Consider the following 14,652-nt stretch of genomic DNA (forward strand, 5'->3'; position numbering starts at 1 on the left):
GAAGGCAATATATTTTGGTAGCTTTATCTGTAGCCAGCTTTTAGAGAATTGGTATAACTGGATCGTTGAGTTACTCTTGAATCTCAAACCTCTACTCAAATGTTAGCTGCGCTTAGATTTTCAAGTCAGTATCACATCATCCGCAAACCAATCTCCCATTTCTACATCTGTGAAAAGTCATCACAATATGGTTGTAGCAATAATAGTTACTGTATTTCTTACTTTGGTTTCTATATCATCGAAAGGTTGAAGAAGTTTCTGCACCCCGCCCAAAAAAGCCGTCTCGATGATGCCAACACCTGGTCTTATCCAGACTACAAAGATATCACGTGAACTTTCAGGCGGATTGTACACTAATGCAACTTCCGTCAAACGCTCTATGAGCTCGGACAAACTTCAGTACCAATTCTGCCACTTGTGGTCATTCTGATACTTAGCACTGTTCCCAAAGTGCCCGCTGACCAAGTAAGCATTCAAAGAAATGAAAAACATTATAATGTTCCTCTCCAACGCAAAGAGGAGTTGGAGAGAGGTTAGTTGAACTCACGTCAGTTTTTCAGCTTTGGGAATTTAGAATTTTGCACAGTTTGCACAGTTAGTTGTACTAGTCTTCTTTTTCACCAAAAGCCGTCTGTAAAACCACTGCAATACCACCGTCTTGGTGATATTTGTCTGCCCAGGCACGGATAACTTCATCTAACTCTTCCATAGCCTGATCAATTTTTTCTGGCAGTATGTCAAGTTCTTCCAGCAACCGCATGGCGTTTCGTCGCCGTTCTGCCCAATTTTTCATCATGCGGAAATACCGAGCGGTATCTTCCACCGTGATGTGTGTACGTTCTTCATCGTCTGTTGGGGTATAAGAAAGACGGGTAAGCGCGTAGAAGGGCATTCCCCAAGGAGAATCAATACGCGTTACCGTTCCTGAGTAAAGCAGACGGCGCTTGATATGCTCACCCAAAGCTTCACTCAAAGGCATTTGGTGTTCGGGTGGTAAGTCTTCTTGCGATCGCTTGTGTAAAAACTCGATCAAATCCAGAAACTCAAAGGAGCTAACTAACTGAGCATCAGGTAAATTACTGGGCAGTTTCTGCTCAATTTGTCTTTTTTCTTCACTTGTCAGATTGCTACCAGGAACGCGCGATCGCCCCGGTTGCCAAGGATACTTTTCTAGCCAGACATAAGGCAATTGAATCAAATAGCGAGGTTCTTGAGAACCCAGCATTTTTAACAGTTTGCCTTCTGTTAGTGCCTGTCTGACTTCTTCTACAATAATTTTTACTCGTTTCGGCTCCAAGTGATGCAAATGCCCTGTCATTCGCAGGTTTTGTCCCTGCTCTAGATAGGTCATGTAAATTGCACACTTTGCTGCTGTTGCGGCTGCATCTAAAAATGCCCCATGCCTGTGCCCACTCGTCCGCATGGCACTAAAAGCCAGATAAAGCATGATCTGATCCATCGCACTGGGGTCAAGACGTTTGATCAGATCTATGTCGTTACTCATATTACAGACAATTGAATAGCACGTTTACACAATTTTTAATCGAGTGAAAATAGGTAGTATACACCTGGCTGAAGGCTGTCTTTACTTCAAACTATATTAGTATGCGATAACGATGATATTGGTGGTAGCACAAACTACCGTTTTCGCATATTTCCTGGTACAAAAAGCAGAGTCGGTAGTTGTCACTATAACTGTCTCTGCATCTAACTGGAAAATTAGAGACACCACCAAATCAAGTTTAACGGCGGTTTATATCCCAACAGTCAACTATGCTGCAATTAATCTACAAAGCCTTTTAGTTTTCTGGTTTTTTATCTTTCAAGAGCAACAACGTCAAGCTGCTTACACCTAATTATGGCACTATGCCGACTCAGAGTAAAAACTAGTTTGCGCGGTTAATCTGGGATATCTATGTACTAGAAAAAGATGCTTTTTTCAGCTTTGGCGAATTATTTGTAGTACACAAGTGACTATAAATAATCGGGAATAGTCTCAAAACAAATCGCTTACCAGGTGTAGCCACATTCAGAGGTTGAGCTATACAGCTCGTTGTCAACTATCATTCCGTTTACAACCTCCAGTGATGTCTCGGCAGTATCAGCCGTTGGCTTGAGGAAAGATAGTAGACATCAAGTAGAGCAAATAATTCCAATTTCAAAATACCTGTTGTTTTTCAAATATTGTTCATTATCATATCACTGTTTTTTAGTTTTGAAATAAATTTATGCATTTTAAAGTTTATAAATGATGACTATTTAAATATTTTATATTCTGCTTAAATCAAGGTTTTATGACATTTTTATATTTACTTTTAAATCCAAGTTTTATTTATTATTTGATATTGATGTTGGACACAAAAACCCGCGATTAATTACGACTAAATCGCGTATCTATAAGGCTTTGCCGCTCGTGCTAATAACCGAAAGATTAGTTAATAGCCATACATATAATAAAACATCTTGGGTTCCATCCAATGATTATTTAGAGATTTTTTTTGCAATAAATTTAAAATTATTTCATGAAATAATTTTAAATTTTCATGATTTAACTAATTTATTGGCTAGTTTCAAGTATGTTTGTACCTCGTTATTTTATATATTTGAGAGACTTAAATTACGTAGATGGTTTGTTGCTATAAAAAGACGATCGTCCGCAGCAAGCTACAATATCAGCTTCTTTTTCTGGGTGTCTGAGCGATCGCAGATTAAGTTGACTAGTATCAAACCACAGAAATAAAGATACCATCTTAGGAAACACAATTAGTAAGTGGGTGTGAATAATTAAAGATTTGTGGTGACTTAGCGCCGTTTTGGGGGCTTCTCCATGAGCGACCAATAAAACCGAAGCATAAGGGCTTTAGCCCTCATTATAAAGCAATTTGATTAATTTACATTGCTTAATATAAGTTAGTTTATTCTTGCCCACTTATTTATCCTCCCACACAGAAAAAACGGGCAGTCCAGCTGCTTAATATCAACAAAGGGATTATATTCTCAATAAATTCCAAAGTAGTCGCATTAAGAACTGCTTATTGATACAGATTTTGCGTAGGTGCAGTCTATCGTAGACATCGCTTTGAGTCTTGGAAACTACCAAACCTAACGAGAAATGCTGATTTTCTCGTTGGTTCTTAACATTGGTTGCGATCTAAAAGTAATTAATTTAGATGCGCTTGCCTCAAAAAAACGAGTTACTGTAAACATTTCTGCGACTTCTCCATCTGTTAGTTCCAAAATGTGCTGCAATGGTCTTAACTCCTTGCGATTCTCTTTGAGCAAGTACTCGTGCTCAATTGCTGGAGTCAGTACTACTCATATTGCTTACATATACGTGTTTTCCCTACCTGTATCAGGCTAAATCTCTAAAAATATATTACAAGTCGATTAATTCTGAATACTGCTTGCCGATCTATTAAGTGTTATCTGCACCTATACAGGAGTCTGAAATCATTCGTAAAAACTTAAATCCCCGACTTCTCAAAGAAGTTAGGGATCTTTTTTGTCACAGATAATTTAGAGAAGTTACAAGTGGGTGCATTAGCGTCAAGATTGATGCTGAGAGTGATGGGAGGTAAAGTAGCTCCCATCCCACTGAAGCTGATTGAACTCGCCATTTAATTCGTGGGATTAGAGGGTTTAACCTGATTTCGCATTGTTTCAAAGCTGAAAGCAGCCGCACCAAAGGTTACAAATAACACTCCCAGAATTTGCACAATATCCAAATTTTCTTGAATAATTAACCCAGCGAAAATTACGGTTAAAACTGGAATGCTACCACCGATGAGCGCCGATCGCGAGGCACCTAGTTTACTAATACCAACATTATTGAGCAAATAGCCTGCAAGAGTCAGTACACCCAAAATAAATGCGCTTAAAACCAGTTCCAGCATTTTAGAGGGGTCAACTACTACCAAGTTCCAGCTGCTTGGCAAAGGTAACATCAAACAGATAAAGCTCAACAACAACATCGTAGTGAAGTTAATTAAAGTAAAAGTCACGGGATGTAGTTTGCTAGCACAGACTCGCGTCAGAATTATGTAGGCAGCAAAAGCCACACCCGAAAGAATGGCGGTGCTGCTTCCCATTGAAGTATTACCGATACCGATGCTGGGAGAACCGCCTAAAACCAACAATTCACCGCAGCAAATCGCGGCGATCGCCGCGATACGGAATAGAGTGGGGCGATCGCGAAACAGAAACCACGAAAATAGACCACTAACCATTGGATAGATAAAGAACAGTGCGATCGCCATTCCAGTTGTGACTTGAGCGATCGCAATGTAGATTAGTACCTGAGATAAAAACAAAAAGCATCCACTCACAATTGACAACACCAAAATCTGCTTGGTAGCTGCATTAGTAGGTGTGGAATTTCCTCGGACTGAAGCGGACAAGTTTTCCAAGTCTTGCCACAGTCTTGGATGCAATATCGGAGATAAAAGTACCATCAGTGGTACTACCACCATAAAGCGTAGCGTCAAAATTAACAGAGTATTGCCCAAAGTCGGCGGTAGCAATTGCTCTACGTCTAATATTCCAAAAATTTGGGAACCTTCGTGGAAAATTACCTTGATGGCGACGTTATAAAGTGACGATATCACTGCCGATAAGACAATCAACAACAAACCGATTTGGAGTGTCGATGAGCTAGAAGAATTAGGCGATCGCAATTGTGAGGGTTTTGCTTTTACCTGCGGTTCTAGCGCAGTGGGCGATGAGGATTCAGCTTTGCTTTGCGATACGTTCTTACGGCGGACAGAAATTGGTTCATTAGCATTCTTTGGAGAAGGTCGGATCATTCTCGGTTGTAGCAAAGATACGATCGGAGGCTCTGATTTCGTTTCGTTTTCCGGCGATTCCTGATTTAGGACAGAAATTGGCTCGGTGGCATTGTCTTTTGGTGGCGAAACTACAGCCTCAGTAGGTTCTGATGGCGTTTCCCTTGGCGACAAATCCTTGCTGGGGACAGAAATTGGATTCGCGGTATTTTCTCTAACAATCGGCGGCTCTGATGTTATTTCCCTTGGCGACAAATCCTTGCTGGGAGAAGAAATTGGATTCGCGGTGTTTTCTCTAACAATCGGCGGCTCTAATGTCGTTTCCCTTGGCGACAAATCCTTGCTGGAAGAAGAAATTGGATTCGCGGTGTTTTCTTTAATAATTGGCGGCTCTAATGTCGTTTCCCTTGGTGAAAATTTATTGGAGATCGGGGAGATTGGCTCAAGGGAATTTCTTACTACTTGCTCAAACTCTGGTAGGGATGTTTCAACAGAACTGTTTTTTTCTGGCTCCGTAAACTGCAAAACAGTAGGTATACTTGCTGTTGCTGATTTGCGTGAAGTTTCTTCTATAGTTTTATCTAGTTCTCCATGCAGGCGATTAACAAACTCCGCCAAAATCGTTTCCCCTTGCTGCTGCTGGCTATACATCCGTGACAACTGTTGGGAAAGATTACTTTGATAGTTCTTCAGCTCCTGTTGTAGGGAATTAAAGGTAACAGTAACGGTGTCATCCAGACTGTCAAACATGTGTTCGACTTTTTCATTGATTTCACCGACTACATTGCTGCTCACTTCAGCAGACTTCAGCGCAGCTTGTTCGTAAGATTTGCCCTCTATATTTTGATTAGCTAAAGTTGCCAGAGAGGATTGCAGTTGTGAAGATATATGCTTTGCCAGAACTTCTGCCAGCTGCCGAATTAACACTTGCTGCTCGCTGATTTGGCGCACTTGTTGTAAATGCTCTTTTTCCTCTACCAAGCTTTGAATCTCATCAGATAACCGATTTTTTTCTGACTGAAGCCGCTTTACGTCTTCCTGCAAAGCTCTGAGGACATTCTGCTGAAGATTTTCTAAGTCTTCAACTACAGCCCAAAGAGCATTTTCTGCTGCTCTAGATAGCTCCCCTCTGACTCTTGGGTTTTCTGGTTGCTTCTCGAATCGCCCCATTAGCTTCTAACCTCTAACACTTTGACGATAAAGCTGCTTCCCGTACACTTTATTGGCGGTCATCCTAATTTCCTGTATTTTGTCAGATAAATTAAAAATTTTAACAGCACTTCCGCATTTCAACGTAATTCTGTCATACTAGACACAAGTTAGCAAAGCATCTAAGCTTGCCACACAGCTTACTACACCGTGTTCTCTTCACCATTGATAAGTATTTAACCATTAGATTTGGAATTTTGGTGAGGTAGCACCCGTCTTAGTGATTCCCATCGTTAGCAACGCCAGAGCCTCTGGGGGATTGCCCAACCCAAAGGGATTTTGGCTTGATCGCCACGCCTAGAAGTCACTTAAATAGAGACTTTTATTATTTTTGGTCAGTTTAATTTTCATAAATTATTTGCCAATGAAATTTTTACTTTTAAAGAAATCTCACTCCAAATAAATATTTATTGTTTTACTGCCAATAATAATTGTCAAAGATTCACAGATGCGTGTGCGTAGGCGACTCGTCGCTAGACATCCTCACCAAATTGTCTGACTTGCGAAACTAGCTGTAAATTTGTGTGGAATGTAACTGGTATGACAGTTTATATCTCTAAATGGAGATTAAAGTATCCTTCTGTGGAAATTCAAAGTTACGCTATCCCCTGCACAACATTCTAATGAATGAGCAGCAATTCTGCAAAAGCACGCTTTTTTTGGCGTTGTTGCAGTCTGGGTTTTGCTTATTCTTAGAAGAATAAAATCCGGGCGATGCTGAAGATGGCAGCGCTAAGGGCAGCACTCACGGGGATTGTAATTAGCCATGCGGCGGCAATGCCTTTTAGTGTTTGAAACTTAATCGAATTGAGATTTTGCACTAGTCCAATACCAACTACACCACCGACGAGAGCGTGGGAGGTGGAGACTGGTAAACCTAGCCGGGAAGCGATCAGGATGGTGGTAGCAGTTGCCAGTTCGGCACAAAATCCACTACTGGGTTGCAAGGCAATGATGTTTTCGCCAATGGTAGCAATGACTTTTTTTCCCCAGACAGCTAAACCACCAACAATACCAACACCACCAAGAATTAAAATCCAAAGGGGGATAGTTATACCATCAGTAGGTACGTTACCAGTGCGATTGATGTAAACGATCACAGCTAAAGGAGCGATCGCATTTCCCACATCATTAGAACCATGAGCAAAGGCGACAAAGGAAGCACTTAGTAGTTGGAATCGCGCAAATAATCTTTCCACGGGATTGGTGAGTAGTTCTTCCTTGTCTCCCTTATCCCCCCTCTCTTCCAATTGTCGCCAACTAATGATTGTGAGTCCAACTGCTGCGATTGCACCTGTTAACAGTGGGATGTCATGAGAAGGGATCGTAAAACCAACTTGCTCAATTACAAAATTGCTTAACGGTTCTGTGAGCGATGGTAAGACAATCACGCCGAATACACCTAGCAGCGCAGTACTCAACCAGGGAATCCACTCTTGTAACTGTACTACTTGATTGGGTTGATCTAAAATCCAGTGCTTGATTTGACTGTAGAGTAAAGCGGCGATCGCACCACTAATTAACGGTGTTAAAATCCAGCCAATGGTAATCGAGCCAATTGATGACCAATCAATTGCATTTACTCCCAAAGCTACCCAACTAAATCCAGCGATCGCACCAACAACTGCATGAGAAGAAGATACAGGTAAACCGCGTGATGTGGCAATTTGCAACCACACACCACACGATATTAGTACTGTTACCATTCCAACAACGAATATTTGGGGTGTAGCTGCGAATAAGGCGGGATTAGCAATTTTCGTTGCTAGAGTTTCCGTTACCTCATGTCCAAACAACACAGCACCCGTAAACTCTAATACCCCAGCAATGATTAGTGCCTGTTTGAGCGTAACAGCTTTGGAACCTACAGAGGTTCCCATCGCGTTAGCGACATCATTTGCTCCGAGATTCCAGGCGACGTAGAAAGCTAGTAGAGCTACAAAAAGTAGGGTAATAAGCATTTTGTTGGGGACAAGGGGAAAGTGAGAGAGATGAGGATGAAACTTGAGCTTTTAAGGGTGAACTTTGAACCTTTGAGCTTTGTCGTTGAACCTTTGAGCTTCGTCGTCGAGCCTTTGAGCTTCATCGTCGAACCTTTGAGCTTCACCGTTGAACCTTTGAGCTTCACCGTTGAACCTTTGAGCTTCATCGTTGAACCTTTGAGCTTCATCGTTGAACCTCTGAGCTTCGTCGTTGAACCTTTGAGCTTCATCGTTGAACCTTTGAGCTTCATCGTTGAATCTCAGAACTTTAAACTTCTAGTTTTAACACTCTCCCATCTCCCTAATCTTCCTTTTACGGATAAATTAAGATTTTATAAGTATCCGGTGTGGGTGCGATCGCAACTTCTACAGCTGCTGATAAATCTTTTAATGGATAGCGATCGCTAATCAAAGCTTGCACATCAATTCGCTGATTAAATACAATATCGGCTGATAGACTCTGAAGCCGATAAGATGAGCTATAACTGCCTATCAAGTCAATTTCCCGACGGTAGAGGATATTCGGGTTAATGGGAATTTCCACCTCATCAGGGAATTCGGCGAAAAACAAGATTTTGCCACCTTTGCGGGTACTATCAAGTGCTTGAAAGAAGGCTTTCTCGCTAGGAACAGCCAGCAAGGTAACATCAACACCTAGTCCACCAGTTAAGGCAGAGATTTTGGCGGGTAAATCGGGATCACGAGCATCAAAAGCCGCCTCTGCACCGACACTCAAGGCTTTATCAATTCTAGAGGGTAGTAAATCAGTAGCGATCGCTTTTGCTCCGAAATACTTCACCAACATGATAAACATTAACCCAATTGGCCCAGCACCAGTAACTAACACAGTTTGTCCTGGAGCAATTTGGGCTTTTTTCACCGCCTTCAAGCAGCAGTTAGTTGGTTCGACAAAACTCGCTTCTTCAAAACTGATGTTATCCGGGATGGGAATTAACCCACCGTTTTCCACAATATGTCCGGGAACTTTGACATAATCAGCAAAACCGCCGCCACTGGCGTTAAAGCCTGCGGTTGTGGAGATGTTTTTGTAAACATCGCACATGGAGAAATTGTCATTTAGACAGTAGGCGCAACGCATACAAGGGATGTGGTGCATCACAGCTACCCGTTGTCCAACTTGCCAACCTTTGACATTATTGCCTAGTGCTGCGATCGTGCCGGCAGTTTCATGTCCAAAAATGCGCGGCGGTTCATACAGTGGATAACGAATTTTTTTTATATCTGACTGACACAACCCCACCACCCGCACCTCTACCAGCACTTCATCTGGTTCCAGGGTAGGAACTGGGATATCTTCGTAAGACAGTTGATTAACGCCTCTAAATACCTGTGCTTTCACGTTGGTTTTTCCCCGCTCAACGATACTAGATGTAACATTAGCAGTCAACGTTAGGCTATCAAATTTGAGATTTCTGTGTTTTGGCTTGTTCTTGCACCAAAAGCGCTGTCTCGACTTTGCGCTGCGTCCGTGCGGATTTTTTATTTGGTAAACCAGAAACAGTGGCACTCGTATAACTGATCTTTTTCTACCAAATTTTCTTAAAATTAGCCTTTGCGACTATAGAGCAGTGCCTCTCCTTCCCAAAAAGGGGCGCTGATAGGCGGGAAATTTGTGTGATATAGAGAAACAGTATTGATAGACTAACAATAATTATTTGCAATAATTTTCCTAATCCTGTAAGCTTTTCTAAAATATATTGAATATTTTATCAATAAATTTTTACAAGAGGTTTGACACACTGGTAAGCCTGGCTGGAAAAATCAGCTGGAATCAGATATAGCAACTTGTGATTATTAGTTACAAAAATTCTTAATTAGCAAATTGAGAGTTTATTCTATTTACAGGAAAATCAGGATGTCTAAACTGCCGGATGTTCTTTGGTTAAATACAAGCCCTAGTTTGCAATACTTTGCTCAACCACTACTTCGTTACCTGTCTGAGCTAGTGACAATCCAAGAGTGGAAATATCGCCAAAGCCAAGATGAAGTAAGTTCACTAGATGCTGCTGTTGTTCTGCTTCATGACTACCTGAAATCTTGCAATCGACCTGTTCACCTAATTGGTCATAGTACAGGAGGATTACTAGGGCTACTCTATAGCCGTCGCTATCCAGAAACAGTTAAGTCTTTGACGCTATTAGCCGTGGGTATTGATGCGGCGGTTGATTGGCAAGCTCATTACTATATTCACCGTCAGTTTTTAAGTCGCCAAAAGCTTTTGACTGATATGGTTTATAACTTGTTTGGTTATCAGGATAAACGCACTCTCAAGGGTTTGACACATCTGCTGGAGCAAGACTTAGATTGTTCGCTCTCTCCTCATTCTCTGTTTGAAAGGGTGAGTATAAAGGCAAACGGAGTTCCAGTCCCTTTGATGGTTTGTGGTAGCTTAAATGACATTATTGTGGAACCTGATGCACTGCAAGAATGGCGATCGCATTTGAAGGAGGGCGATCGCCTCTGGTCTTGTTTAGAAGGAGGGCATTTCTTTCACTTTTCCCAGTATCAGCTTGTAGGAGAACAGCTACTCGACTTCTGGAAGTTTATCCGGGTATCAGATTCGCTGTATTCCTGTTTGCGACTTTAGGCATAAATATAATGATAATACATCTCAAGAATGATTTGTTAAGCAAAAGAAATGTGAGAGGTTAATAGTATCCTAATTTATTTGAGGCAAGTCTAGAAATGGTTGTAGCTTTAGATGATACCAAGCGTAAGGCGATCGCTACAGAGCTAGCAGATTTGAAAGCTATACAAGAGTTGCTAATTTCTAATGAACGAAAAGTACTACCTGCTGTAAGCAACGATCAAGAAATTAGCAAACGCCTAAACGACTTTCTCAAAGATGACCAAGAAAACCTCACAGTGATCGAGGGAGTTATTTCAAAATTTGGTGGTGGTTCAGCCCAGCCTAGAGACACTATACGGCAGTACGTTGAGCAAGTAGGTCGTATAATAGATGGGGATGAGCTGACACTGTACCAAAAAGCTTCTATTCACGAAAGGATTAAGCACCAAGCCGTAATGACTGGTTTAATTATCCATAAAGCTGCTCAGGTGGTAGGTGATGACGTGAAAGAAGCTATTGGGCCGCTCAATCAAGTGAACTTTGAAAATCGCGCTCATCAAGAACAATTGAAAGGTGTGTTAGAAGTTTTGGGTACAAGAGAACTTACAGGTCAAGACCCAGATCAAGGAGTTTGGGCACGGACTCAAGATGCTGTTGCAGCTTTGAGGGGTGTGTTTGAGGGTTTGACAAAGTAAATCTAACTCAACACTGCCTTGACTTTTAGTTAGGTAAGTGCCAATTGATAAATCATCCTAATAATCTTTTTTGATTTCAGGAATCCGATCGCGATCGCACTCAGTTTGAGATAAAAACTGGAATGCGATCGCTTTTTTTAGGAGAATATATCGGAACTCCAGTGAGGTTAAGCAAGGGTTAATCAGACATATAAGTAAGTCGGCGTAAATAATTGTCGTTGGGATATGCCTACGCAAATGAATTCAGAAATCAAAGCTGACTGCTATATACAACTGATGTCTTAATTGTCAGTGGGGGAACTGGAGGGACTGTGGCTGCTATCCAAGCAGCGCGACGGGGAGCCAAGACGAGTCTGGTAAGTGAATTTCCTTGGTTGGGGGGAATACTGCTCCCCTTACTCAAGAACTGCTCACTCAGCGATTGATTATTTTTTGTCAGTCCCTTAATTCTTAATCTTAGGCTTAGATGCAAGTACCTGAACCGATTTACCATTTTGGAGAGCATCCGTAGGATTAGTAATTAATCTAACATTAGGGCTTAAACCAGAAACTACCTCAACTTCAGTACTATAATCTCGTCCAAGCTCTACTTTTTTGTACTTAACTTTGTTTTCCTTTGTCACAGTGGCCACTTGTATGCCATCTGCATTAATCACTAAGGTATTAGCTGGTACTAGTAAAGGTGGATTAGCACGTTCAGTCTTAAAAGTAACTTCAGCATACATTCCGGGACGCAATACATTCTCTGAATTCTGTACTTCAATTTCAGTTAAAAGGGTATTAGAAGTGGCATCTAAGGCATCAGCAGTACGAATAACTTTACCAGAAAAAGATTTTTTCGGTAGCTCACGAACACGAACAAGCGCAGTTTGTCCAGGGTGAATTGATTGAACAGAAGCTTGGGGAACGTTAATTCGGATATGTAAATTATTTGTCTGAGCAATCTTAAATAACCAGGAATTTCCACTGTTATTATTACTACCCGCAGAAATTAAAGCTCCTGTATCTATATTGCGAGCAGTAATTACGCCTGCAAAAGGAGCAACAATTTGTTTGAATGATTGTAAAACTGTTATCCTCTGTAAGTTCGACTGAGTAGCATTTTTACTTGCAACAAAAGCATTAATATTAGCTTTTTGGGAATTAATAGCTGCAAGAGCAGTATTTATACTTTCTTGGTCTGAATTAACGCGAGCAATTAAAGTATCTACATTAGCTTGACTTGCATTCAAAGCACTTTCACGTTCATCAGCAGCTTGTGTAGTCACTGCTCCTTGCTGTTGAAGTAATTGCCAACGTTGCCAAGTTTGACGTGCTAATTTTAAGTTAGTACGTGCTTCGACTAGTTCTGCCTGTCTAGCTTTGAGGTTAGCTTTTGTTTGAGAAAGATTACTTTGCTTTTGTGCTAAATCTGCTTGAACTTGAGAAATATTAGCCTCAGACTTTGCTAATTCTGCACGAGCTTCCTGTACATCCTGGTCAATTTCAGGCGCATCAATTATAGCTAGTAGCTGCCCCTTATTCACGCGATCGCCCATATCTACTAATTTCTTTTGTAAATAGCCACTAGTACGGGCATAAATTGTGGTTTCTTGGCTTGCTTGAATACTGCTAGGTAGAACTAATTCTGTAAAATTAGCCGCCAGTTTGGGTTTAACTACATTAACCGGAGAACCTTTTTTTGTTGTAGATTTAGCGAAAGCATTTAATTCTGATTGCTGTTGTATACGAGGTATAATACCAAATGCTAAAAGCCCAGCAACACCAAAAGTAGTCGTAGCAATAATGGTGACAAAACTGAGGTGATTTTTTTTAGATTTTGCAGCAATGGAAGTAAGATCGGAACGCTCGACTTGAGTATTTTCTTGAGTATCCATATATATATTTCCTTTTAGATTTGTTGATTTATAAAAATATAAGTAGCTCTCAGATACCAAACTTATCTGATAAGTCGGGGATCTTATTATTCACGAATCATTTACCGATTGGCTACAGTTAATTTAATAGTAGAGGATAATTCTTTCTCTAAATTTTGGGGTTGTTTTCGGCGCAAAATACTGTAAATTACAGGTACAAAAATTAAAGTTGCTACTGTTGCTGCTAATAATCCACCAATTACAGCACGTCCTAAAGGAGCATTTTGTTCACCACCTTCTCCTAAACCAAGAGACATTGGTAACATCCCCATAATCATGGCCCCAGCAGTCATTAATACTGGACGCAAACGAGTATAACCAGCCGCTAAAGCCGCAGAAACAGCTTTTTCCCCTATTAGACGTTGCTCATTAGCAAAGGTCACGAGCAAAATGCTATTGGCAGTAGCAACCCCAATACTCATAATTGCACCCATCAAAGACGGTACACTAAAAGTCGTATTAGTCACAAATAGTATCCAGACAATTCCTGCTAAAGCATTTGGCAGTGCCATCATAATAATGAATGGATCAATCCAAGATTGAAAATTGACTACTATTAAGCAATAAACTAACCCAATAGCAAATATCAATCCTACTTCTAATCCTAGAAAAGACGAATTCATCGTTTCTACTTGGCCTTTCACCATAATTGACGATCCACGTGCTAACTTATGCTGAAATTGCCCAACTATTTTATAAATATCGCTGGCTACACCACCTAAATCACGACCTTGAACATTGGCGTAAATATTAAATACAGGCTGTACGTTGTAATGATTAACAACAGCAGGAGCTTTCCCACGTTTAACAACAGCAAGATTGGTTAAAAGTTGTGATGAGTTAGAACCGTTAGCTACAGGAGTATTCTGAATTTTTTCTAGTGAGTTAAGTTTGTACTGAGGAACTTGTACTGCTATTAGATAACTAACTCCTTTAATAGGATCAAGCCAAAAATTGGGTGATGTTTGACCACTAGAACTTAATGATGTGAGTAGGTTATTAGCAACATCTCGTTGAGTTAAACCGCTACGTTGTGCTTGAGAACGATCTCTACATTAATACGTAGGTCTGGGGCATTAACAACTTGATGCAAATGAACATCAACTGCTCCAGGGATTTGAGATATTTGGGTTTGGATTTGGTTGGCAATTTTGTAGTTATCCCGACGATTCTTAGCGGGGCCTATGACCTGAATATCAATAGGAGCTGGTAAACCGAAGTTGAGAATTTGAGTTACTATATCCGCAGGTTGGAAAAAGAAAGTTAATTCAGGAAATTGGACAGTTAAGTTTTGGCGTAGTTGTTTAACATATTGCCAAGTAGAATGATGTTTACCTTCTTTGAGACCGACAAGAATTTCTCCATCACCAGGCCCTATGGTTGCTGTGTCGCTAAAAGCAAGGTTTACTCCACCTACAGGTAGACTCATATCTTGCACCTGATAAAAACAATCAGTATTAACCAAGAACAAGAAAGTAA

General features: G+C 40.8%; 13 protein-coding genes and 3 pseudogenes. 6 read left to right on the plus strand and 10 right to left on the minus strand.

Features of this window, described 5'->3' with window-relative positions:
* Positions 1–99 precede the first annotated feature (99 nt).
* Positions 100–333 (plus strand): hypothetical protein, encoded by a 234-nt coding sequence (locus tag HWQ58_RS18210; RefSeq protein ID WP_292865429.1) that lies wholly within the window; start codon positions 100–102, stop codon positions 331–333.
* A 271-nt stretch (positions 334–604) separates the two neighbouring features.
* On the opposite strand, the gene hetR is transcribed toward HWQ58_RS18210, so the two are convergent.
* Positions 605–1,504 (minus strand): heterocyst differentiation master regulator HetR, encoded by a 900-nt coding sequence (hetR, locus tag HWQ58_RS18215; protein ID WP_292865432.1) that lies wholly within the window; start codon positions 1,502–1,504, stop codon positions 605–607.
* Between the two features lie 112 nt (positions 1,505–1,616).
* On the opposite strand from hetR, the gene HWQ58_RS18220 reads away from it, so the two are divergent.
* Positions 1,617–1,856 (plus strand): hypothetical protein, encoded by a 240-nt coding sequence (locus tag HWQ58_RS18220; RefSeq protein ID WP_292865435.1) that lies wholly within the window; start codon positions 1,617–1,619, stop codon positions 1,854–1,856.
* A 761-nt stretch (positions 1,857–2,617) separates the two neighbouring features.
* Here the strand turns inward: HWQ58_RS18220 and HWQ58_RS18225 are convergent.
* The 4 genes from HWQ58_RS18225 to HWQ58_RS18240 form a co-directional block, all read right to left on the minus strand.
* A complete protein-coding gene (locus HWQ58_RS18225) occupies positions 2,618–2,749 on the minus strand; it encodes a hypothetical protein (protein ID WP_292865438.1) in 132 nt (43 codons plus the stop codon).
* Positions 2,750–3,464: 715 nt separating this feature from the next.
* The gene (locus tag HWQ58_RS18230) at positions 3,465–3,617 is read right to left on the minus strand and encodes a hypothetical protein (protein WP_292865441.1); all 153 of its coding nucleotides are present in this window, start codon (positions 3,615–3,617) and stop codon (positions 3,465–3,467) included.
* Entirely contained in the window at positions 3,618–5,951 is a 2,334-nt protein-coding gene (locus HWQ58_RS18235) for an EamA family transporter (RefSeq protein WP_292865444.1), read from the minus strand.
* 731 nt (positions 5,952–6,682) lie between these two features.
* Positions 6,683–7,951, minus strand: a complete 1,269-nt coding sequence (locus HWQ58_RS18240; protein ID WP_292865447.1) for an inorganic phosphate transporter — start codon at positions 7,949–7,951, stop codon at positions 6,683–6,685.
* A 36-nt stretch (positions 7,952–7,987) separates the two neighbouring features.
* Here HWQ58_RS18240 and HWQ58_RS18245 point away from each other — a divergent pair, with 36 nt between their 5' ends.
* The gene (locus HWQ58_RS18245; protein WP_292865450.1) at positions 7,988–8,380 is read left to right on the plus strand and encodes a hypothetical protein; all 393 of its coding nucleotides are present in this window, start codon (positions 7,988–7,990) and stop codon (positions 8,378–8,380) included.
* Here HWQ58_RS18245 and HWQ58_RS18250 read toward each other — a convergent pair.
* On the minus strand, positions 8,286–9,332 hold the full coding sequence (locus tag HWQ58_RS18250; RefSeq protein ID WP_292865468.1) for a zinc-dependent dehydrogenase: 1,047 nt from the start codon (positions 9,330–9,332) through the stop codon (positions 8,286–8,288). The two genes, HWQ58_RS18245 and HWQ58_RS18250, sit on opposite strands and share 95 nt — an antisense overlap.
* A gap of 516 nt (positions 9,333–9,848) precedes the next feature.
* Between HWQ58_RS18250 and HWQ58_RS18255 the strand changes: the two genes are divergently transcribed.
* Together HWQ58_RS18255 and HWQ58_RS18260 are read left to right on the plus strand one after the other, a co-directional pair.
* Entirely contained in the window at positions 9,849–10,580 is a 732-nt protein-coding gene (locus HWQ58_RS18255; protein ID WP_292865453.1) for an alpha/beta hydrolase, read from the plus strand.
* A 98-nt stretch (positions 10,581–10,678) separates the two neighbouring features.
* The gene (locus tag HWQ58_RS18260; RefSeq protein ID WP_292865456.1) at positions 10,679–11,257 is read left to right on the plus strand and encodes a hemerythrin HHE cation-binding protein; all 579 of its coding nucleotides are present in this window, start codon (positions 10,679–10,681) and stop codon (positions 11,255–11,257) included.
* 57 nt (positions 11,258–11,314) lie between these two features.
* On the opposite strand, the gene HWQ58_RS18265 is transcribed toward HWQ58_RS18260, so the two are convergent.
* A complete protein-coding gene (locus HWQ58_RS18265; RefSeq protein WP_292865459.1) occupies positions 11,315–11,494 on the minus strand; it encodes a hypothetical protein in 180 nt (59 codons plus the stop codon).
* Positions 11,495–11,517: 23 nt separating this feature from the next.
* On the opposite strand from HWQ58_RS18265, the pseudogene HWQ58_RS18270 reads away from it, so the two are divergent.
* A pseudogene (locus tag HWQ58_RS18270) lies at positions 11,518–11,646 on the plus strand (FAD-dependent oxidoreductase); the annotation flags it as partial.
* A gap of 54 nt (positions 11,647–11,700) precedes the next feature.
* Here HWQ58_RS18270 and HWQ58_RS18275 read toward each other — a convergent pair.
* The 3 genes and pseudogenes from HWQ58_RS18275 to HWQ58_RS18285 form a co-directional block, all read right to left on the minus strand.
* Entirely contained in the window at positions 11,701–13,134 is a 1,434-nt protein-coding gene (locus HWQ58_RS18275) for an efflux RND transporter periplasmic adaptor subunit (protein WP_292865462.1), read from the minus strand.
* 101 nt (positions 13,135–13,235) lie between these two features.
* Positions 13,236–14,162 (minus strand): annotated as a pseudogene (locus HWQ58_RS18280) (efflux RND transporter permease subunit); the annotation flags it as partial.
* Between the two features lie 29 nt (positions 14,163–14,191).
* Positions 14,192–14,652 (minus strand): annotated as a pseudogene (locus HWQ58_RS18285) (hypothetical protein); the annotation flags it as partial.

It is taken from the genome of Nostoc sp. LPT (assembly GCF_017115165.1).
Lineage (GTDB): Bacteria > Cyanobacteriota > Cyanobacteriia > Cyanobacteriales > Nostocaceae > Nostoc.

Excerpts from the sequence above, each read along its gene's own strand:
- HWQ58_RS18210 (WP_292865429.1), top strand. The coding sequence starts at position 100 with ATGTTAGCTGCGCTTAGATTTTCAAGTCAGTATCACATCATCCGCAAA.
- hetR (WP_292865432.1), bottom strand. The coding sequence starts at position 1,504 with ATGAGTAACGACATAGATCTGATCAAACGTCTTGACCCCAGTGCGATG.
- HWQ58_RS18220 (WP_292865435.1), top strand. The coding sequence starts at position 1,617 with ATGATATTGGTGGTAGCACAAACTACCGTTTTCGCATATTTCCTGGTA.
- HWQ58_RS18225 (WP_292865438.1), bottom strand. The coding sequence starts at position 2,749 with ATGGTATCTTTATTTCTGTGGTTTGATACTAGTCAACTTAATCTGCGA.
- HWQ58_RS18230 (WP_292865441.1), bottom strand. The coding sequence starts at position 3,617 with ATGGCGAGTTCAATCAGCTTCAGTGGGATGGGAGCTACTTTACCTCCC.
- HWQ58_RS18235 (WP_292865444.1), bottom strand. The coding sequence starts at position 5,951 with ATGGGGCGATTCGAGAAGCAACCAGAAAACCCAAGAGTCAGAGGGGAG.
- HWQ58_RS18240 (WP_292865447.1), bottom strand. The coding sequence starts at position 7,951 with ATGCTTATTACCCTACTTTTTGTAGCTCTACTAGCTTTCTACGTCGCC.
- HWQ58_RS18245 (WP_292865450.1), top strand. The coding sequence starts at position 7,988 with ATGAAACTTGAGCTTTTAAGGGTGAACTTTGAACCTTTGAGCTTTGTC.
- HWQ58_RS18255 (WP_292865453.1), top strand. The coding sequence starts at position 9,849 with ATGTCTAAACTGCCGGATGTTCTTTGGTTAAATACAAGCCCTAGTTTG.
- HWQ58_RS18260 (WP_292865456.1), top strand. The coding sequence starts at position 10,679 with ATGGTTGTAGCTTTAGATGATACCAAGCGTAAGGCGATCGCTACAGAG.
- HWQ58_RS18275 (WP_292865462.1), bottom strand. The coding sequence starts at position 13,134 with ATGGATACTCAAGAAAATACTCAAGTCGAGCGTTCCGATCTTACTTCC.